The sequence below is a fragment of the Curtobacterium sp. KBS0715 genome (assembly GCF_005938005.2).
Lineage (GTDB): Bacteria > Actinomycetota > Actinomycetes > Actinomycetales > Microbacteriaceae > Curtobacterium > Curtobacterium flaccumfaciens.
In genome coordinates, this window is record NZ_VCCA02000001.1 from 2,548,865 (window position 1) to 2,566,939 (window position 18,075).

An 18,075-nucleotide genomic window follows, 5' to 3' on the forward strand; every position below is an offset into this window, starting at 1 on the left:
CTCGGCGTTCGCGTCAGCCCTCGGTCCGCGCGTCCGCGCCTCGGCGGATGCGCAGCACGACCGCGCCGATGACCAGCACCGCGAGGATCCCGACGACCCCGAACAGGAGCGTCTGGCCGCCGTGCCCGTGCGCGTGCGTACCGTCGCCCGTGCTCGATGCGGCTGCCGCTGCGGTGGGATCCGAGGACGGCGTGGTCGCGGCCGTCGGGCTGGTCGTGGGCGCGGGAACGGACTGCGATGCGGCCGCTTCCACCGTGAACGCGAGCTGCCCCTCGATGGGATGGCCGTCGGGGGAGACGGAGCGCCAGACGACGGTGTGCGGGCCGGGGGAGAGCGACACCGCCTTCGACATCGAGGTGCCCTCGACGGTCACCGCTCCGGAGGACTCGTCGGTGCCGCCGTCGTCGCGGACCTCGACGCGCAGACCGGCTTCGAGCCCGGCCAGCGGCGCCTCGTTGAACGTGAGCGTGACTCGCTCAAGGTCGGTGCTCACCGTGACGCCGTCCGCGGGATCACTCGAGGTCAGTGCCGCGTGCGCCGATGCGGGTGTCGTGCCGATCAGCACGAGGAACGCGGACAGGGCGACGGCGAACAGGACCCGGCGCGTCGCGGTCCGTGAGCGGCGTTGGGCATCTCGGTGATCGTGCACACGTCCACGCTAGGGAAGCGATGTCGAGCGTGCCGTCAGCCGAGCGAGTTCACTCGTAACCTCCGAGTTGACATAATATGCATTATCGGCGCACAGGCGGAAGTCCGCGGAAAACGCTGAGTGAGCAGAAAAGGTCGAGTCCGTTCTCCGGACTCGACCTTTTCTGCTCACTGGGTGACGACGGCGTCAGTCGACGGGCTTCGTCGGGACGTCGTCGGCGTCGATCTCGAGCGCCGCCGGCTCGCCGCCCTGTTCCTCCAGGGTGTCCTGGTCGGTGTCGGGCTGCTCCGGCGACTCGCTCTGGGTGGTCTCTTCGGCTGGGTCAGGCTGGCTGTAGCTCATGCGCCGGACGGTACGCCCGCGTTCCTGAACAGCTGCGAGTTCGGCGGGCTCTGACTCACGCCTGGGTCAGGAAGGCCGCGGTGACGATGTAGCCGATGATGCCGACGACGATCGCGACGACCGACAGGATGATGCCCGCGAGGATCATCCCCCGGCTGCCGCCGCGCTTCCGCGCGAGGATGCCGAGCACCAGACCGACGATGCCCGCGACCACACCGATGATCGCGAGGAAGATGCCACCGACGGTCCCGACGATGCCGAGCACCAGGGAGACGACGGCGAAGGTGTTCGACTGCGCGGGCGCGTTGCCGGGGTTGGACATGGTGGAGCTCCTTCTGGTCAGGACGCTGATCCAGGCCGGGTAGCCGATCGTGAGCGTCGGTCAGAAGAATAGTCCTCGCACACGGCTGGTGCCCAGCTTCGCCCCCTGAGCCTGTCCCCCGGCTCAGGCTCCGACGTACGCCGCCAGGTGCTGGCCGGTCAAGGTCGAGCGTGCCGCCACGAGCTCGGCGGGCGTCCCCTCGAACACGATCCGCCCGCCGTCGTGACCGGCACCCGGCCCGAGGTCGATGATCCAGTCGGCGTGCGCCATCACCGCCTGGTGGTGCTCGATCACGACGACCGTCCGACCGGCGTCGACGAGCCGGTCGAGCAGGCCGAGCAGCTGGTCGACGTCGGCCAGGTGCAGGCCGGTGGTCGGCTCGTCGAGCACCACGACGCCGCCGCGGTCGCCGAGGTGCGTCGCGAGCTTGAGCCGCTGCCGCTCTCCCCCGGACAACGTGGTGAGCGGCTGCCCGATCGTCAGGTACCCGAGCCCCACGTCGGCGAGCCGGGCGAGGATCGTGTGGGCCGCCGGCAGTGCGGGCTCCCCCGCCGCGAAGAACGCCAGCGCGTCGGCGACGGACATGCCGAGCACCTCGCTGATGTCCTTCCCGCCCAGGTGGTACCCGAGCACGGACTGGTCGAACCGCTTGCCGTCGCACTCGACGCAGGGACTCGCGACGCCCGCCATCATGCCGAGGTCGGTGTACACGACACCGGCACCGTTGCACGCCGGGCAAGCGCCCTCGGAGTTGGCGCTGAACAGTGCGGGCTTCACGCCGTTGGCCTTCGCGAAGGCCTTCCGGATCGGCTCGAGCAGGCCCGTGTACGTCGCCGGGTTGCTCCGCCGTGAGCCACGGATCCCGCTCTGGTCGATGGCGACCACGTCGTCGCGCCGGGCCAGCGACCCGTGGATGAGCGTGCTCTTGCCCGAGCCGGCGACCCCCGTGACGACGGTGAGCACCCCCGTGGGGACGTCGACGTCGACGTCGTGCAGGTTGTGGGCCGAGGCACCGCGGATCGCGATCGCCCCGTCCGGACGACGCACCGCGGACTTCACGGTGACGCGGTCGTCCAGGTGCCGACCGGTCACGGTGCCGCTGGCACGCAGCCCGTCGACGGGCCCCTGGTAGCAGAGCGTGCCACCGCCGGATCCGGCACCGGGTCCGAGGTCGACGACGTGGTCGGCGATCGCGATCACCTCGGGCTTGTGCTCGACGACGAGCACGGTGTTGCCCTTGTCGCGCAACCGGACGAGCAGTTCGTTCATCCGCTCGATGTCGTGCGGGTGCAGCCCCGTGCTCGGCTCGTCGAAGACGTAGGTGACGTCACTGAGCGAGGAGCCGAGGTGCTTCACCATCTTCACGCGCTGCCCCTCTCCCCCGGACAGCGTGCCGGTCGGACGGTCGAGCGACAGGTAGCCGAGTCCGATCTCGACGAAGGACTCGAGCAGGTCGCGGAGCGCCTCGAGCAACGGCCCGGCCCCCGGGTCGTCGAGCCTCCGAAGCCAGGTGACGGCATCGGTGATCTGCATCGCGCAGACGTCGGCGATGCTGCGGTCCGCGATCTTCGACGATCGGGCGGTGTCGTTCAACCGGGTGCCGTCGCAGGCCGGACACGTCGTGAAGGTCACCGCACGGTCGACGAAGGCCCGGATGTGCGGCTGCATCGCCTCGCGGTCCTTCTGCAGGAACGAGCGCCGGACCCGGTGCACGAGTCCCTCGTAGGTCATGTTGATGCCGGCGATCTTCTGCTTCGTCGGCTCGCGGTACAGGAAGTCCTGCCGCTCCTGCTCGGTGAAGTCACGGATCGGGGTGTCCCGGTCGAAGTAGCCCGACTCGGCGTACAGCCGCACGTTCCACCCGTCGGTCCCGTACCCGGGGATCGTGAGCGCGCCGTCTCCGAGCGACTTCGTGTCGTCGAAGAGCTGTGTCAGGTCGATGTCGTTGACCAGCCCCCGACCCTCGCAGTCGGCGCACATCCCGCCGAGCCGGGTGAACGAGACCTTCTGGGCCTTCGCGTCCGCACCCTTCTGCACCGTGATCGCTCCCCCGGCCGTCACGGTGGCGAGGTTGAACGAGAACGCGTTCGGCCCCCCGATGTGCGGTCGACCGAGTCGGCTGAACAGCACGCGCAGCATCGCGTTCGCGTCCGTCGCGGTGCCGACGGTGGAGCGCGGGTCGGCACCGATGCGCTCCTGGTCGACGACGATCGCGGTGGTCAGGCCGTCGAGCAGGTCGACGTCCGGACGCGCGAGCGAGGGCATGAACCCCTGCACGAACGCGCTGTAGGTCTCGTTGATCATCCGCTGCGACTCGGCGGCGACGGTGCCGAACACGAGCGAGCTCTTGCCCGAGCCGGAGACGCCGGTGAACACGGTGAGCCGCCGTTTCGGCAGGTCCACGTCGACGTCGCGCAGGTTGTTCGCGCGGGCACCGCGCACCCGGATCCGGTCGTGCCGGTCGGCAGGGTGCGCGTCGGCGCCGGTGGGGTCGTCGTCGACCGGATCGGTGTGCATGCGCGTCAGCGTACCGACGGGAGGCCCGTGGCGGGGCCGCCACGGGCCTCCTGTCCGGTCCTGGGTCGGCCCTCAGGCCGTGGTGCGGTGCTCAGGCACCGTGACGGCGCACCAGGTCCGGCAGCTCGGCGGGTTCGAACTCCTCGTCGGTCGCGTCGAGTTCGTCGGCGGTCCACCACCGCGAGGCGAGGATGTCGACGCGCTCGTCGTCGGTCCACTCTGCGTCGGACAGCTCGAAGCCGGGCGTGCGGACGACGTAGAACTCGGCGTGCCCGCGGTCGTGGTCGGCGAGGTCCCACTCGACGGTGAAGTCCCAGGACCACACCGGCTCGCCGGGTTCGTCGATGACGATCCCGGTCTCCTCGCGCAGCTCGCGGATCGCGGCGTCGCGGTGGGACTCCCCCGGGTCGACCCCGCCACCCGGCGTGATCCAGCGGTGAGCACCGTCCGACGAGGGCGACTTCGTGTCCATCAGGAACACGCGGCCCTCGGGGTCGAGCAGCAGGATGCGGGAGGTGCGGCGCAGGCCGGACTTGGCGGTCACCCGCCCGACGTTAGCCGACGAAGCCGCTGACGTCGCCGACCAGCTTGGTGTGGTCGGCGGGGATCGGCTCGACGGCGGCCAGGGCGATCTCGGCCGCGAACTCGGACACGCTGTAGAGCTTGCCGACCTCCTGCCGACGACCCTCGATCGCGCCGGGGTTCAGACGGTTCAGCAGCGTCGCGGTGATCGTGCCCTCGATCATGTCGCCGGAGACGACGACGAACTCGATGCCGGCGGCCTCGAGCTGCGGGATGAGCTCACGGAGGGCGAGTTCTCCGGCGCGCTTGCTCTTGGCGACCGGGACGTACTCGTCCATCGTCTCGGCGGTCTCGACGAAGTGGGCCTGGTGGCTCGTGACGAACACCACGCGGGACCCGGCGGGCATGTGCGGCACGGCGGTCTGCAGCATGTCGACCTGCGCGTCGCGGTTCAGGCGGAGCGCGTAGTCATCGCCGACGCCGGACTCCATGCCGCCGGAGGCGTTCAGCACGAGCAGGTCGATGCCGCCCCACTCCTGGACGACGGTGTCGACGAGCGCCTGCACGGAGGCGTGCTCGGTGAGGTCGGCGCCGACGGCCAGGGCGGAACCGCCCGCCTCGACGATCTTCTCGGCGATCTGCTCCGCGCGCTTGGCCTTGTTGCGGTAGTTCACGACGACCTTCGCACCGGCCTCGGCGAGGTACCCGACGGTGTCAGCGCCGATGCCACGGGACGAACCGGTGACGACGGCGCGCTTGTCGGTGAGGGATCCGGGGGCGAGGGGGTTGCTCACAGTCGTGTTCTCCAGGTCTGGTTCCGGCCGGTCGGGCGCACCGAGCCTACCAATCGCCTGCACGGCCGTCGGACGGCCCTGATATGTTGAACGGAGTTGTACCGGCTGTCGCGACGCAGCGAGCCGCCGCGCGCGACCGAGGGAGGGAGATCGCGTGAACGGAATCGATTGGATCCAGAGCACCGTCTGGATCGGCCTGGTGTTGCTCCTGGGCGTGGTCGAGATCTTCACCCTCGACTTCATCTTCATCATGCTCGCGGCGGGTGCCGCCGGCGGGTTGATCGCCGCGTTGCTCGGCGCCCCGTGGTGGCTGTCCGCCATCGTCGCCGCGGTCGCCGCCCTCGTGCTGCTGTCGCTCGTCCGGCCGCGCCTGCTCGTGGCGCTCGGCCGTGGTGCCGACCCGCACCGCACCAACGTCGAGGGGCTCATCGGGCTCGCCGGCACGGTCGCGGTCGCCTTCACCTCCTCCAGTCCTGGTCAGGTGCGCCTGGCCAACGGCGAGACCTGGAGTGCGCGGTTCGCCGCGGACTCCGTCGACCGCACACCGCCACTCGGGACCCCCGTGGTCGTCGAGTCGATCGAGGGGTCGACCGCGGTCGTGCGCCTCGCAGAAAGGGCCACCTCGTGACCAGCATCTCCCCGGGGACGATCGCACTGCTCGTGCTCATCCTCGTCGTCGTCATCTTCGTGATCGTCGTCCTGGCGAAGGCGATCCGGATCGTTCCCCAGGCCACCGCGGGGATCGTCGAGCGACTCGGCAAGTACCACAAGACCCTCAACCCGGGCCTGAACCTCCTGGTGCCGTTCATCGACCGCCTGCGGCCGCTGCTCGACATGCGTGAGCAGGTCGTCTCGTTCCCGCCGCAGCCCGTGATCACCGAGGACAACCTGGTGGTCTCGATCGACACCGTCGTCTACTTCCAGGTGACCGACGCCCGTGCCGCGACGTACGAGATCGCGAACTACCTCGGCGCCGTCGAGCAGCTCACCACCACCACGCTCCGCAACGTCGTCGGTGGCCTGAACCTCGAAGAGGCGCTGACCAGCCGCGACAACATCAACGGCCAGCTCCGCGTCGTCCTCGACGAGGCGACGGGCAAGTGGGGCATCCGTGTCGGCCGAGTCGAGCTCAAGGCGATCGAGCCGCCCGTGTCCATCCAGGACGCCATGGAACAGCAGCTCCGTGCCGAGCGCAGCCGTCGTGCCGCGATCCTGCAGGCCGAGGGCACCAAGCAGTCCCAGATCCTCGAGGCCGAGGGGCAGCGGCAGGCAGCGATCCTGGCCGCCGAGGGTGACGCCAAGGCACAGGTGCTCCGTGCCGAGGGTGAAGCCCAGGCCATCGCGACCGTGTTCGAGGCCATCCACACCGGTGACCCGGACGAGAAGCTGCTCTCCTACCAGTACCTGCAGACCCTGCCGAAGATCGCCGAGGGCACGTCGAACAAGCTCTGGATGATCCCGAGCGAGTTCACCGAGGCCCTGTCCGGGATCGCGAAGGGCTTCAGTGCCAGCCGCGGTGGCGGTGGTGCCGGTCCGGTCGGCGGCGCTGCCGGCGGGACGGACTTCCTGTCCCGCATCTCGAAGCTCGCGAACGAGAGCCTGGCGAACACCGCAGCCGCGGACACCACGATGCCGCGCGCGGATGCCACCGCGGCGGACATCGTCCCCGAGTCCGACCTCGACGCGCGCCTGGCCGAGTCGAACCGCAGTGTCGACGCACACCTGGCGGCCGCCGACGACGCGACCGCCGAGCAGGTCGAGGACACTCCGCCCACGCCGGGCGACGACGCCTCCGGTCACCGGACCAGCGACGGTTCCGGCCGGCGCTGACGCTTCGGCACGAACGAACGACGACGCCCGCCCCGGGGAACCGGGGCGGGCGTCGTCGTGTGTTCGGTGGGGTCAGGCGCCGCGTCGTGCGCGGAGGACCTGCAGGCGCTCTTCGAGGAGCTCCTCGAGTTCCTCGCGCGAGCGGCGCTCGAGCAGCATGTCCCAGTGGGTGCGGGGTGCCTTCACGTCCTCTTCGGCGACCTCGACGGGGATCCCGTCGTCACCGAGCAGCCGGCCCTCACGGCCGGAGCGGGGCTCGGACCACGTCTGGGGGACGTCCGCGTCAGCGGAGAAGACGATGTCGAACGTCTCACCCGAATCCGTCTGGTAGACCGCACGCTTGCGATCCGAGAGCTCGACGCCCTCTTCGCTCTGGAGACTCTGACTCCCGAGCCGCATGCCGCGGAGACTCCGATCAGCCATGTGTGTGCTCCTCTCGCTCGTCTGCCCTCCACAACACTGTCCCACGCCCCATCAATCCCGTACCGGCGCATTCACAGTCCGTTCCCAGTGGCTGGGCGCGGCGAGTCCGATCAGGAGCGGGTTCGACGACCCCAGGGCGCGCAGGCGAGGAGCACGAGGAGTCCGCCGAGGGAGAGCAGGAGCGTGATCGAGCCGGAAAGGATCGACGCGGGGGTGGTGGACGTGCCGAGCGGCACATCGGTCACCATCGAGGTCGCGGTGTACTCCGGTACCCGGTCGATCGTGCGACCGCTCGGGTCGATGACCTGCGACGCTCCGACGGTCGAGATGTTCACGAGCGACCGACCGGTCTCGATGGCCCGCATCCGTGCGATCTCGAGCTGCTGCAGGTTCTCGTCGGTGCCCGAGAAGTCGGCGTTGTTCGTCTGCGCGAGGATCACCTGCGCTCCCCCGCGCACCATGTCGGCGGTCAGCCCGTCGTCGACGATGTCGAAGCAGATCGAGATACCGGCACGGATCCCCGCCACCGACAGGACGTTCGGCTTCGTCCCCGGCGTGTAGTCGCGCTGCAGCAGTCCGATCAGGGACGGCGCGAGCTTGGAGAAGAACCAGCGGTCGGGCACGTACTCACCGAACGGCACCGGGCGCTTCTTGTCGTAGGACGACTGCCAGCCGTCGGCGGTCCACACGAACGACGTGTTGTGCAGCACCCCCGACGGGGTCTGCGTGATGGCACCCGCCACGATCGGGGCGTCGAGCGACCCCACCACCGAGTCGAGGGCGGACGCGATGACCGGCTGCTGACGCGGGTCGTACTCCGCACCGGCCTCGGGCCACACGACGAGGTCGACCCCCTTCGCATCCACGTCCGTCGCCGCGACCTGCGCGGCCAGGACGTCGCCGGGCTCCGCACGGTCGAAGTACCCCGCAGGACCGTTGCCCTGCACCGCCTCGACCCGGATCGTGCCGCTCGTCGCCGTCGGCCACGCGGGCACGGCCAGGACTGCCGCGACCAGCAGACCCGCCGTGGCCACCCGCACGGGCAGCCGGAGCGTGACGCCCGGCACACGGGGCGCCACGAGCGCGAGCGACACCACGACCGCGACGCAGTACACGACGACGAACGTCAGGCCGAGGACGCCGACGTACGCGGCCAGGTGTGTGAACGGCCCCTGCGACTGCGACAGGCCGACGCGCCCCCAGGCGAAGCCACCGTACGGCCAGCTCCCCGAGAACCACTCGCGTCCGGTCCAGAGTGCGGCGACGACGGCCGGGAGGCCCCACACGCGTCCGGCGGTCGAGGGCACCACGCGCGCGACCCAGCGGTACGCCAGGGCGATGGCGACGCTGCCGAGTGCGAAGAACGCGGCTTCGAGCAGGGCGAGTGCGAACCACGGGACCGGGCCCAGGTAACGACCGGCCCACGAGATGGCCGGGATCCAGAACGCCGCGCCGGCGAGGTAGCCGATCCACGCCGCGCGCCGCGCCCGCTGCCCCATCACCGCGAGCAGCATGCAGGCGAGTGCCGGGTAGGCGAGGAACCACCACCCGGGCGACGGGAACGCGAGGGCGAAGAGGATCCCACCGATGACGGCCAACGGCACCGCGGTACCGAGCGGCAACGCGGCGAACGGGCCGGTCCTGACCGCCCCGCGGCCGACGCGCGCGGGCAGCCCGCGCACACCGGTCTCCGGAACCCGCACCGTGCCTCCAGTCAGACCGCCGCGTAGGCGACGATGCCGCGGCGAACCGCGTCCGTCGCCCGTCGGGCGGTCTGGGCGAGCTCGTCGTCGCCGGCGTTCCGGATCTGGTCGAGCAGGTCGATGACCTGCTTCGACCAGCGCACGAAGTCGCCGGCCGGCAGGTCGAGGGTGCGGAGGACGTCGTCGAGGGCCGAGCCCGAGGCCCAGCGGAACATGCCGACCGCCATCGCCGGGGTCGGCGGCTGTGAACCGGCCAGACGCGCGGCACGCTCGATGTCGTCGAGGCGCGACCAGATGGTCAGTGTCTCGTCGAGCGCGGGGCGGAACGCACCGCGGGGCAGGGCGTGCTCCGTGCCTGGTGCGTCCTCGCGGCGGGGCTGGTAGATGATCGTCGCGGCCATGGCGGCGAGCTGTGCCGGGGTGAGGTCCTTCCAGACCCCCGCCTCGAGGCACTCGGCGACGAGCAGGTCGCGGTCGCCGTAGATGCGCTGCAGGCGACGGCCCCCCGCGGCCACCGTGGCTTCGCCGTTGCCGGCGTCCACCAGGTAACCGAGCTCGAGCAGCACCTCGGTGACACGGTCGAACGTCGTGGCGACGGCGCCCGTGCGGGACCGGATCTGCTGGACGAGCTTGTCGTTGGCGCGCTTGAGCTTCCACCAGCGCTCGGACCAGCGGGCGTGCGCCTCGCGCTCCGGGCAGGCGTGGCAGGGGTGGCGCTGCAGCTGGCGGCGGACCGCCGTGATCGCGGCCTGGCGTTCCTGGCGGGCGCCGTGCGACGCCTCGCGACCGCCGGGCACGTTCGTGCGCTCGAGGTCGGAGAGTTCACGGCGGAGCGCCGAGTACTCGGTGAAGTCGCCGAGGTGGCACTGCATCGCCTCGCGGTAGCCGTCGAGGGACTCCTGCTGCGAGCGGACCTTGCGGGCGAGGTCGACCACCGACCGGTCGGCCTGGAACTGGGCGAACGACGTCTCGAGGACCTCGCGCGTGCGCTGCCGGCCGAACTGGTCGATCAGGTTGACGGCCATGTTGTAGGTCGGCTTGAACGACGAGTTGAGCGGGTACGTGCGCCGGCTGGCCAGCGACGCGACGGCCTGCGGGTCGAGCCCGTCGGTCCACTGGATGACCGAGTGCCCCTCGACGTCGATGCCACGACGACCGGCACGACCGGTGAGCTGCGTGTACTCCCCCGGGGTGATCGGCACACGGGCTTCGCCGTTGAACTTCTCGAGCTTCTCGAGCACGACGGTGCGCGCCGGCATGTTCACGCCGAGTGCCAGGGTCTCGGTGGCGAACACGACCTTGAGGAGCTTGCGCTGGAAGAGGTTCTCGACGACCTCCTTGAAGGCGGGGAGCAGGCCGGCGTGGTGCGCCGCGACCCCGCGCTCGAGCCCTTCGAGCCACTCCCAGTAGCCGAGGACGGCCAGGTCTTCGTCGAGCAGGGTGCGGCAGTGGTACTCCGCCGTCTCGCGGATCTCGTTGCGCTCCTGCACCGTCGTAAGGGACAAACCCGAGCGCAGGACGTTTCGGACACCCTGGTCGCAGCCGTTGCGGCTGAACACGAAGAAGATCGCGGGCAGGAGCATCCGCTCGTCGAGCATGTGCGCGATCTGTTCGCGGTGCACCTTCTCGGTGCGGGGCCCGCGACGCTCGGGGTAGCCACCACGACCGCGCCGACCGCGGTGGCCGCCACCGTTCCGCTCGCTCCGGGAACCGCCGCCGACCATGCGGAGCAGTTCCGGGTTCACGCGGTTCGTCGCCGCGGCACCGCTCGAGTCGAACAGGTCGACCATCTTCGAACCGACCAGGACGTGCTGCTCGAGCGGCACCGGGCGGTCTTCGGAGACGATGACGTCCGTGTCGCCGCGGACGGTCTGCAGCCAGTCGCCGAACTCCTCGGCGTTGGACACCGTCGCGCTGAGCGAGACCAGGCGGACCTCGGTCGGGAGGTGCAGGATGACCTCTTCCCACACGGCCCCGCGGAACCGGTCGGCGAGGTAGTGCACCTCGTCGAGGACCACCCAGGCGAGGTCGTCGAGCAGGTCCGAGTCGGCGTAGATCATGTTCCGGAGCACCTCGGTCGTCATCACGACGACGCGGGCTCGGGGGTTCACGTTCGTGTCACCGGTGAGCAGCCCGACCTCGGACTCACCGTAGACGTCGACGAGCTCGGCGTACTTCTGGTTGCTGAGCGCCTTCATCGGCGTCGTGTAGAAGACCTTCGCCGTCGGCTGGCGCATGGCGAGCCAGATGGCGAACTCGGCCACGATGGTCTTGCCGGCGCCGGTCGGGGCAGCGACCAGGACGCTGCGGCCCTGGTCGAGCGAGTCGCATGCGGCGAACTGGAACGGGTCGAGGTCGAACCGCAGGTCCGTCCGGAAGAGCTCGAGGTTGCGCGACCGGTTGCGCACCTTGGCCGCGGCGAACCGCTCGGCCGCACTCGTGCCGCTCACAGGCCGTACTCCTCGTCGAGCTTCGCCTGGCGCTTGGCCACACGGCGGTCGTGGAGCCACGCGATGAAGCAGGCCGCGATGTAGAGCACCACCATCGGGACGGCGAGCAGGAACATCGAGATGACGTCGGCGCTCGGGGTGACGATGGCGCAGAACACCAGGATGCAGAGGATCGCGACGCGCCAGCTCTTGATGATCGCGGACGCCGACAGCACGCCGACGAAGTTCAGCAGCACGAGGAAGACCGGCAGCACGAAGGCGATGCCCACCGCGACGATGAGCTTGATGACGAAGTCGTAGTACGCCTTCGCATCGACGATCGAGGTGTCCTGGCTCGACACGAAGCTGCCGAGGATGCCGACCACGTGCGGCAGGATGTACCACCCGAAGTAGCACCCGGCGAAGAACAGCGGGATCGCGGTGCCGAGGAAGCCCCAGACGTACTGCCGCTCGCGCCGGACGAGCGCGGGGACGATGAACGCCCAGATCTGGTAGAGCCAGACGGGGCTGGCGATGACGATGCCGATGGTGATCGCGATCTGCAGCTTGAGGTCGAACGCCCCGGTGATCATCGGGAAGTTCAGCTCGGCCGTGTGTCCGCCGACCTTGGCGAGCTCGGTCACCGGTGCCCGCAGCGAGTCGAGCACCCACGGGGTGAGGAACCAGCCGCCGATCGCACCGACGACGATCGCCACGACTGCGCGGAAGAGCCGGTTGCGCAGCTCGATGAGGTGCTGCCCGAGCGACATGCGGCCTTCGGCGTCGGTCTTCTGGCGCCCCTGCCGCTTCGCTCGCCCGCGCGCGGTCGTCGAAGCCATGTGCTCGATCTTACGGGGTCGGGACCGACAGTCCGCCGGGGGTCGGCGCGGTCGCGTGGCGAGTGGGCGGGGCGGGCCGGCGCGGGAGTACCTGGCGAGATCGGGCATACCTGGCGAGATCGGGCATACCGGGTCGGATCAACACACCAGGTACGCCCGGAACGACCAGGTACCCGAAGTCCACCGTGCGAGATCGGGCGTACCAGGCGGGATCGGGCATACCTGGCTTGATCGGGCATACGTGGTCGGAGCAACACACCAGGGACGCCCGGAATCACCAGGTACCCGAAGTGCACCATGCGAGGTCGGGCGTACCCGGCGGAATCGGGCGTACCCGGCGAGATCGGGCGTACCTGGCGAGATCGGGCATACCTGGTCGGATCAACACACCAGGTACGCCCGGAACGACCAGGTACCGGAGGTCAACCGTGCGGGATCAGGCATACCTAGCAAGATCGGGCGTCCCGTGCGAGATCGGGCATACCCGGCGAGATCGGGCATACCCGGCGAGATCGGGCGTACCTGGTCAGAGCAACACACCAGGGACGCCCCGAACGACCAGGTGCACGAAGTCCACCGTGCATGATCGGGCGTACCTGGTCGGAACGTGCAGCGCTCGAACAGGCCGCAGCGGCAGACCTCAGCCCGCGGCGAGGGCCGCGGCCGCGAAGTCGCGCACGGCGTCACGGGCCGCGGGCGGATCGAGCACCACGGCACGACCGGGCAACCCGGCGACGAGCCTGACCACGCCGTCGAACCCGTGCGACGCCGCGAGCCGGATGCGCACACGACCCTCACCATCGGGCGCGTCGGCGGTGTCGGACAGGAAGTCGGCGACCAGGGGCAGCGACGTCGAGTCGAGTTCCACCGTGACGATGACGTCGTCGGCGGCCTGCTGGAACAGCGTGTCCGGGATCACGACCTGGTCGATGGTCTTCTCGGCCGGGCGGTCGTCGACACGGGCCTCCGACATCCGGTCGAGCCGGAACGTCCGGAGCGCCTGCCGGTCGAGGTCCCACGCGCGCAGGTACCAGTCGGTGTCGATGGACTCGACCCGGAGCGGATCGACCCGTCGGGTGCCGCCCTGGGTCCGCGGTCCGGCGTACTCGAAGACCAGGCCGCGGCCGTCGGACATCGCCCGGCGGATGGTGGCGAGGGCGACGTCGTGCAGGTCCTGCCCGACGGCGACGGTCGACGCCGCTCCCCCGGCACCGCGGGACAGCTTGGCCATGAGGGCGCGGATGGCGTCACGGTCGGCGGCCTCGGGCAGCGCGGACAGGTACTGCAGGCCGGCGATGAGCGCCGACGCTTCACGAGCCGACAGGCGCGGTGAGTCGTCGATCGCCACCAGGTTGGTCAGCACGATCATGTCGTTCTGGTCGAAGTCGTCCCACGCGATGTCGAACAGGTCGCCGTGCTGGTACTGCATCGTCTCGCCGGGCACCCCGGACACCGCGATGAGTTCGACGGCGCGCCGGATGCGTGCCTCGGGCACACCGAAGTGCCGTGCGGCCTCGGCCACCGAGACCCGCTCGCGGTCGATCAGGTACGGCACCAGGGCGAGCAGGAACGCGAGCTTGTCCTGCGCCTGCAGGGGTTGGGCATCAGCCACGAACGGGGTCCTCTCCGGGGGCTGCGGCACGATCGTCATCGGTGTGGTCGCGCACGAGTGCACGGAGGCGCTCGTCGACCCGTGCCCGCAGGTCGTCGGGCTCGAGCACCCGGACCTCGGGCCCGAAGGCGGCGAGTTCCTCGGCGAGGATCTGCGGGTCGACGTGGTGCAGCACGAGCGCGCCGTCGGCGTCGGTCTCGGTGTCGCGGCGACGGGTCAGTCGGCGTTCGGCGTCGGAACCCGGCGTCACGGCGATGCGCGCGGTGCGCTCGGCCCAGATCCGCTCGAGCTCAGCGAGGGTGCGCTCTCCCGCGCCGACGGGAGCGGTGTGCTGCCCGACCTCGTACTGGGTGACGGGTCCGACGATGCGGGCCAGGAGGTAGTTCTTGTCCGAGTCCGTCGCGAACTCGTGGGCGGCGAGCATCCACCGACCGCCGTGCTGCACCAGGGCGAGTGGAGCCACGTCGCGCCGACGGGCGTCGTGCTGCCCCGGCGTGATGTAGTCGAAGCGCACGGCTGCACCGCGGTCGAGCGCGGAACGGAGCGGCTCGAACGAGGCATCACGGGCGCGGAGGCGCGGGGCGTACGCGTCGACCCCGAGCTGCAGCGCACCGTCGTCGTCCTCGGCACCGGCCGAGCGGACCTTCAGCAGACCGCGGCGGGAGTCGGCGGACAGTGCTCCTTCGCGCCAGGCCATCGCGGCCAGGGAGAGCAACGCGGATTCGTCCGGGCTGAAGCGGACGTCGACGGGCAGGTCGTACTCGCCCTTCGGGATCCGGTACCGGAGCGTCTGGTTGTTGCCCGCGGCACCCGGGGTCTCGATGGTCTCGAGGGGGATGCCGAGCTCGCGGACGTCGTCCTTGTCGCGTTCGAACTGGCGCTCGAGCGAGGCGTTGTCGCCACCGGTCGAGAACCGCTGCCGGTACCCCTGCACGTTGGCCAGGATCTCGGCCTTGGTCAGCCCGGACTCCGTCGAGAGCAGCGCGAGCACGAGGCTGAACAGCCGCTCCTCGGCGGGCACACGGGGCACACGGGTCGCTGGCACGAGCCGATCCTACGGCAGCGCGGGTGCACCGGAGTGCACCCGCGCCGCGGTCCGTGGACGGTCGGACGGGGTCAGTTCGAGATCGCCCCGAGGACGTCGATCACGTACGCGTACGCGGTCCCCTGCTGGTTGACGATGGCCAGGACCTGGTCGCCGACGTGGTGCCCGACGATCGCGGTCCGGACGCCCTCGTCGACCTGGCCCTTGGTGAGCGGGATGGCCTGCGCACCGGAACCGTCGGTCCAGCTGGAGCCGGCGACGGACGGGTCGGCACCCCAGGTGACGGCGGTGTACTTGATGACCGCGGTGTCCTTCGCGGTGAGCTCGCGCCCGTCGCCCTTGCGGAGCAGGTGCGTCTCGTTCGACTTCGGGGCGCTCCACGACGGGATCGTGATGCCGGGGGCGCCGGACGGTGCGAGCACCACGGCCGGCATCTTGTCGCCGGCGAGCTGCGGGGTGCCGGTGGCGCGGGCGTCGAACGCGCGCTTGACGTCGATCACGGCGATCACGGCGTCCTCGGTCTTCTTCGATGAGGAACTGGCACCGGTGCCGCTGGTGCTGCTCAGGGCGCTCTTCGGCAGGGCCACCGCCAGGCGGTCGCCGACGCGGGCGCACTGCAGCGAGGCACCGAGGGCCCCGTAGTTGCTCGCACCGGCGGTGATCGGTGCCGTCTGGCCCGAGTAGCCGCTCGTCTGGGCGACCTCGCCCGTGGAGCCGTCGACCAGGGTGTACTCGACCAGGACGGGGGTGCCGTCGTCGATCGTGCGACCGCTGCCCTGCTTCAGCACGGACACCTGCGTGCCCTTGGTGGTCAGGCCCTTCGGCACGTTGACCTTCGGCTCCGAGCCGAACTTGCCGGTGGCGGTCACCGCTTCGGACGCGGCGCCGGGAGCGGCACAACTCGAGGGCGTGGTGCCGGCACCGTTCGAGGCGCAGGCGGTGAGCGACACCGCGAGACCGATGGTGACCAGGAGTGCGGGGATGGTGCGCACGGACCCTCTTTCCGTTCGATGCAGGACGGGCACGCCCTCAGCCTACCGTTCGCCCTCGACGGCCCCGGACGGCGCCGCAGCACCATCCACCGCCGACGACGCCTCGGCCGCCGCGACCTTGCGCGCCTGCGCCGCCGACTGCCGTGCCACCTTGCGGAGCTTCTTGTCGCTCGTCGCCCGCTCGCCCACGGCGCCGGGGGTCCAGGCCTCGATGTCCTCGTCCGAGAACTCCGCCTTGCCCGCGCGGCGCTTCAGGTTCGGCAGCACCGTCCCGTCGGCCAGACGTCGTGCCGTGATGAGGAACCCGGTGTGCCCGACCATGCGGTGGTCCGGGCGGACGGCGAGGCCCTCGACGTGCCAGGTGCGCACCAGGGTCTCGCTCGGCATCGGGTCGGTGAAGCGTCCGGTGTCGCGGAGGGCCTCGGCCGTGCGGGACAGCTGCGTGACGGTCGCGACGTAGCAGACGATGAGTCCGCCGGGCACGAGGGCGTCGGCCGCGGCGTCCACGCACTCCCACGGCGCGAGCATGTCGAGCACGACGCGGTCGACGCTCTGCGGCTCGGTCGCGTCGGGCAGCGACTCGACCAGGTCACCGACGGTGACGGACCAGTTGTCCGGGACGGCGCCGAGGAAGGTGCCGACGTTGCCCTTCGCGATCGCCGCGAACTCCTCGCGGCGCTCGAACGACTGCAGCTGCCCGGTCGGGCCGATCGCGCGGAGCAGGAACAGCGACAGCGCCCCCGAGCCGACGCCGGCCTCGACCACGCGGGCCCCGGGGAAGACGTCCGCGAAGGCCACGATCTGCGCCGCGTCCTTCGGGTAGACGATCGCGGCGCCACGCGGCATCGACATCACGTAGTCGTTGAGCAGCGGGCGGAGTGCGAGGTACTCGTCCCCGGTGCTCGCCCGGATGACCGACCCGTCGGGCTGCCCGATGACGTCGTCGTGCCGGAGCACCCCGCGGTGCGTGTGGTACTCACCCGCGGTCTCGAGCGACAGCGTGGTGAGCTTGCCCTTCGGACCGGTCAGCTGCACGCGGTCGCCGGCCCGGAACGGGCCGCGCGGTGGCGTGTGCGGTGCGCCGCCCGCGGTGTGCGGGAGCGCTGCGGTCGGGTCCGCGGTCGGACTGGAGGCGCTGCTCGCGTCCGCCTCGTCGCGTGCGTCGTCGGTGTGGCTCATCGGGTGACCCCTTCGGTGTCCGCAGCGTGCGCCGGGTCCGGCACCGCGCCTCCAGCCCGTGCGGCCAGTGCCGGCGTCGTCAACTCGACCAGCCGGTCGACGTCGACCCCCGCCAGGGTGGTCAGGTGCACGTCGCCGCCGGCGATCTCGGACAGCGGGACCATGTGCTCGACGGCGACCGTGACGGCGCCCGAGGCGACGGCCGACGCGACGCCGGTGGCGGAGTCCTCGATCGCGACGCACGCGGTGGGCTCGACGCCGAGCTGCGCGGCGGCGGACAGGTACGCGTCCGGGAACGGCTTCGGGCGGTCGACGTCGTCGCCGGCCACGACGACGCGGAAGCCGCGCTCACCCAGGGCCTCGGCGGCGACGAGCGCCATCTTGCGACGGGACATCGTGACCAGGGCCGTCGGGATGCCGCGGGCGTGGAGCTCCTCGACGAGCTCACGGGCACCCGGCCGCCACGGCAGTTCACCGGCGCGCAGGTGCTCCATCACGTAGTCGGTCATCCACTGGATGATCTCCTCGACCTCCATGTCGACGCCCTTGGCGCGCAGGAGCTCACCGGAGCGCTCGAGACCGCTGCCCACCAGGGACAGTCCGTCCTCGTGGGTCCACTCGGCGCCGTAGCGGTTCGTCAGGTCGACCTGGGACCGCTGCCAGATCGGCTCGGTGTCGATGATCGTGCCGTCCATGTCCCACAGCACGGCTGCGGGCGGGACGAGGGCAGGAGGATGCGCGGTCACGGGCGACGAGTCTACCGGGGCCGTTCCGCTGGGCGCGGACGCGCGCGTGCGCCGACACCCCCTGGGCCTACAGTGGATGCCTGAATCGTGTCCGGCCGGGGGCATCGCCCCCGCCCCGCTCCGCTCCACCA

At 70.7% G+C, this 18,075-nt stretch carries 17 protein-coding genes; 2 read left to right on the plus strand and 15 right to left on the minus strand.

Annotation, left to right across the window (positions count from 1 at the left end; translation table 11 throughout):
• Positions 1-13: 13 nt before the first annotated feature.
• The 6 genes from FFG40_RS12220 to FFG40_RS12240 all read right to left on the minus strand — a co-directional run bounded on the left by FFG40_RS12220 (position 14) and on the right by FFG40_RS12240 (position 5,146).
• Positions 14-649: a copper resistance CopC family protein gene (locus tag FFG40_RS12220; RefSeq protein WP_138803358.1), complete on the minus strand. Its 636-nt coding sequence runs from the start codon at positions 647-649 to the stop codon at positions 14-16.
• A gap of 186 nt (positions 650-835) precedes the next feature.
• Positions 836-991: a hypothetical protein gene (locus FFG40_RS17155; protein WP_185974177.1), complete on the minus strand. Its 156-nt coding sequence runs from the start codon at positions 989-991 to the stop codon at positions 836-838.
• A 55-nt stretch (positions 992-1,046) separates the two neighbouring features.
• Positions 1,047-1,313: a hypothetical protein gene (locus FFG40_RS12225; RefSeq protein WP_138803359.1), complete on the minus strand. Its 267-nt coding sequence runs from the start codon at positions 1,311-1,313 to the stop codon at positions 1,047-1,049.
• Positions 1,314-1,436: 123 nt separating this feature from the next.
• Positions 1,437-3,830 carry an excinuclease ABC subunit UvrA gene (locus FFG40_RS12230; protein ID WP_138803360.1) on the minus strand — a complete coding sequence of 798 codons (2,394 nt, stop codon included), beginning with the start codon at positions 3,828-3,830 and terminating at the stop codon, positions 1,437-1,439.
• 91 nt (positions 3,831-3,921) lie between these two features.
• Positions 3,922-4,374 carry an NUDIX hydrolase gene (locus tag FFG40_RS12235; protein ID WP_027465632.1) on the minus strand — a complete coding sequence of 151 codons (453 nt, stop codon included), beginning with the start codon at positions 4,372-4,374 and terminating at the stop codon, positions 3,922-3,924.
• A gap of 10 nt (positions 4,375-4,384) precedes the next feature.
• Positions 4,385-5,146 carry an SDR family oxidoreductase gene (locus FFG40_RS12240; RefSeq protein WP_138803361.1) on the minus strand — a complete coding sequence of 254 codons (762 nt, stop codon included), beginning with the start codon at positions 5,144-5,146 and terminating at the stop codon, positions 4,385-4,387.
• Positions 5,147-5,300: 154 nt separating this feature from the next.
• Between FFG40_RS12240 and FFG40_RS12245 the strand changes: the two genes are divergently transcribed.
• On the plus strand, positions 5,301-5,774 hold the full coding sequence (locus FFG40_RS12245) for an NfeD family protein (RefSeq protein WP_071244706.1): 474 nt from the start codon (positions 5,301-5,303) through the stop codon (positions 5,772-5,774).
• A complete protein-coding gene (locus tag FFG40_RS12250; protein WP_138803362.1) occupies positions 5,771-6,976 on the plus strand; it encodes an SPFH domain-containing protein in 1,206 nt (401 codons plus the stop codon). Before FFG40_RS12245 ends, FFG40_RS12250 begins: the two co-directional genes overlap by 4 nt.
• A 72-nt stretch (positions 6,977-7,048) precedes the next feature.
• On the opposite strand, the gene FFG40_RS12255 is transcribed toward FFG40_RS12250, so the two are convergent.
• The 9 genes from FFG40_RS12255 to FFG40_RS12295 form a co-directional block, all read right to left on the minus strand.
• Positions 7,049-7,399: an RNA polymerase-binding protein RbpA gene (locus tag FFG40_RS12255; RefSeq protein WP_027465636.1), complete on the minus strand. Its 351-nt coding sequence runs from the start codon at positions 7,397-7,399 to the stop codon at positions 7,049-7,051.
• A 110-nt stretch (positions 7,400-7,509) separates the two neighbouring features.
• Complete coding sequence (gene lnt, locus FFG40_RS12260; protein WP_260678868.1) at positions 7,510-9,102, minus strand: apolipoprotein N-acyltransferase; 1,593 nt, start codon at positions 9,100-9,102, stop codon at positions 7,510-7,512.
• 11 nt (positions 9,103-9,113) lie between these two features.
• Positions 9,114-11,552, minus strand: a complete 2,439-nt coding sequence (locus tag FFG40_RS12265; protein WP_071244709.1) for an RNA helicase — start codon at positions 11,550-11,552, stop codon at positions 9,114-9,116.
• On the minus strand, positions 11,549-12,301 hold the full coding sequence (gene tatC / locus FFG40_RS12270) for a twin-arginine translocase subunit TatC (RefSeq protein WP_138803527.1): 753 nt from the start codon (positions 12,299-12,301) through the stop codon (positions 11,549-11,551). The genes FFG40_RS12265 and tatC overlap by 4 nt, the downstream gene beginning before the upstream one ends.
• Before the next feature lie 709 nt (positions 12,302-13,010).
• Positions 13,011-13,982, minus strand: a complete 972-nt coding sequence (locus FFG40_RS12275; RefSeq protein WP_027465640.1) for a YafY family protein — start codon at positions 13,980-13,982, stop codon at positions 13,011-13,013.
• Complete coding sequence (locus FFG40_RS12280) at positions 13,975-15,027, minus strand: YafY family protein (protein WP_138803364.1); 1,053 nt, start codon at positions 15,025-15,027, stop codon at positions 13,975-13,977. The genes FFG40_RS12275 and FFG40_RS12280 overlap by 8 nt, the downstream gene beginning before the upstream one ends.
• Before the next feature lie 71 nt (positions 15,028-15,098).
• Positions 15,099-16,019, minus strand: coding sequence for an FKBP-type peptidyl-prolyl cis-trans isomerase (locus FFG40_RS12285; RefSeq protein ID WP_138803365.1), 921 nt, complete (start codon positions 16,017-16,019; stop codon positions 15,099-15,101).
• Positions 16,020-16,061: 42 nt separating this feature from the next.
• Positions 16,062-17,198, minus strand: coding sequence for a tRNA (adenine-N1)-methyltransferase (locus tag FFG40_RS12290; RefSeq protein WP_138803366.1), 1,137 nt, complete (start codon positions 17,196-17,198; stop codon positions 16,062-16,064).
• Positions 17,195-17,944, minus strand: coding sequence for an HAD family phosphatase (locus FFG40_RS12295; RefSeq protein WP_260678869.1), 750 nt, complete (start codon positions 17,942-17,944; stop codon positions 17,195-17,197). The genes FFG40_RS12290 and FFG40_RS12295 overlap by 4 nt, the downstream gene beginning before the upstream one ends.
• Positions 17,945-18,075 lie beyond the last annotated feature (131 nt).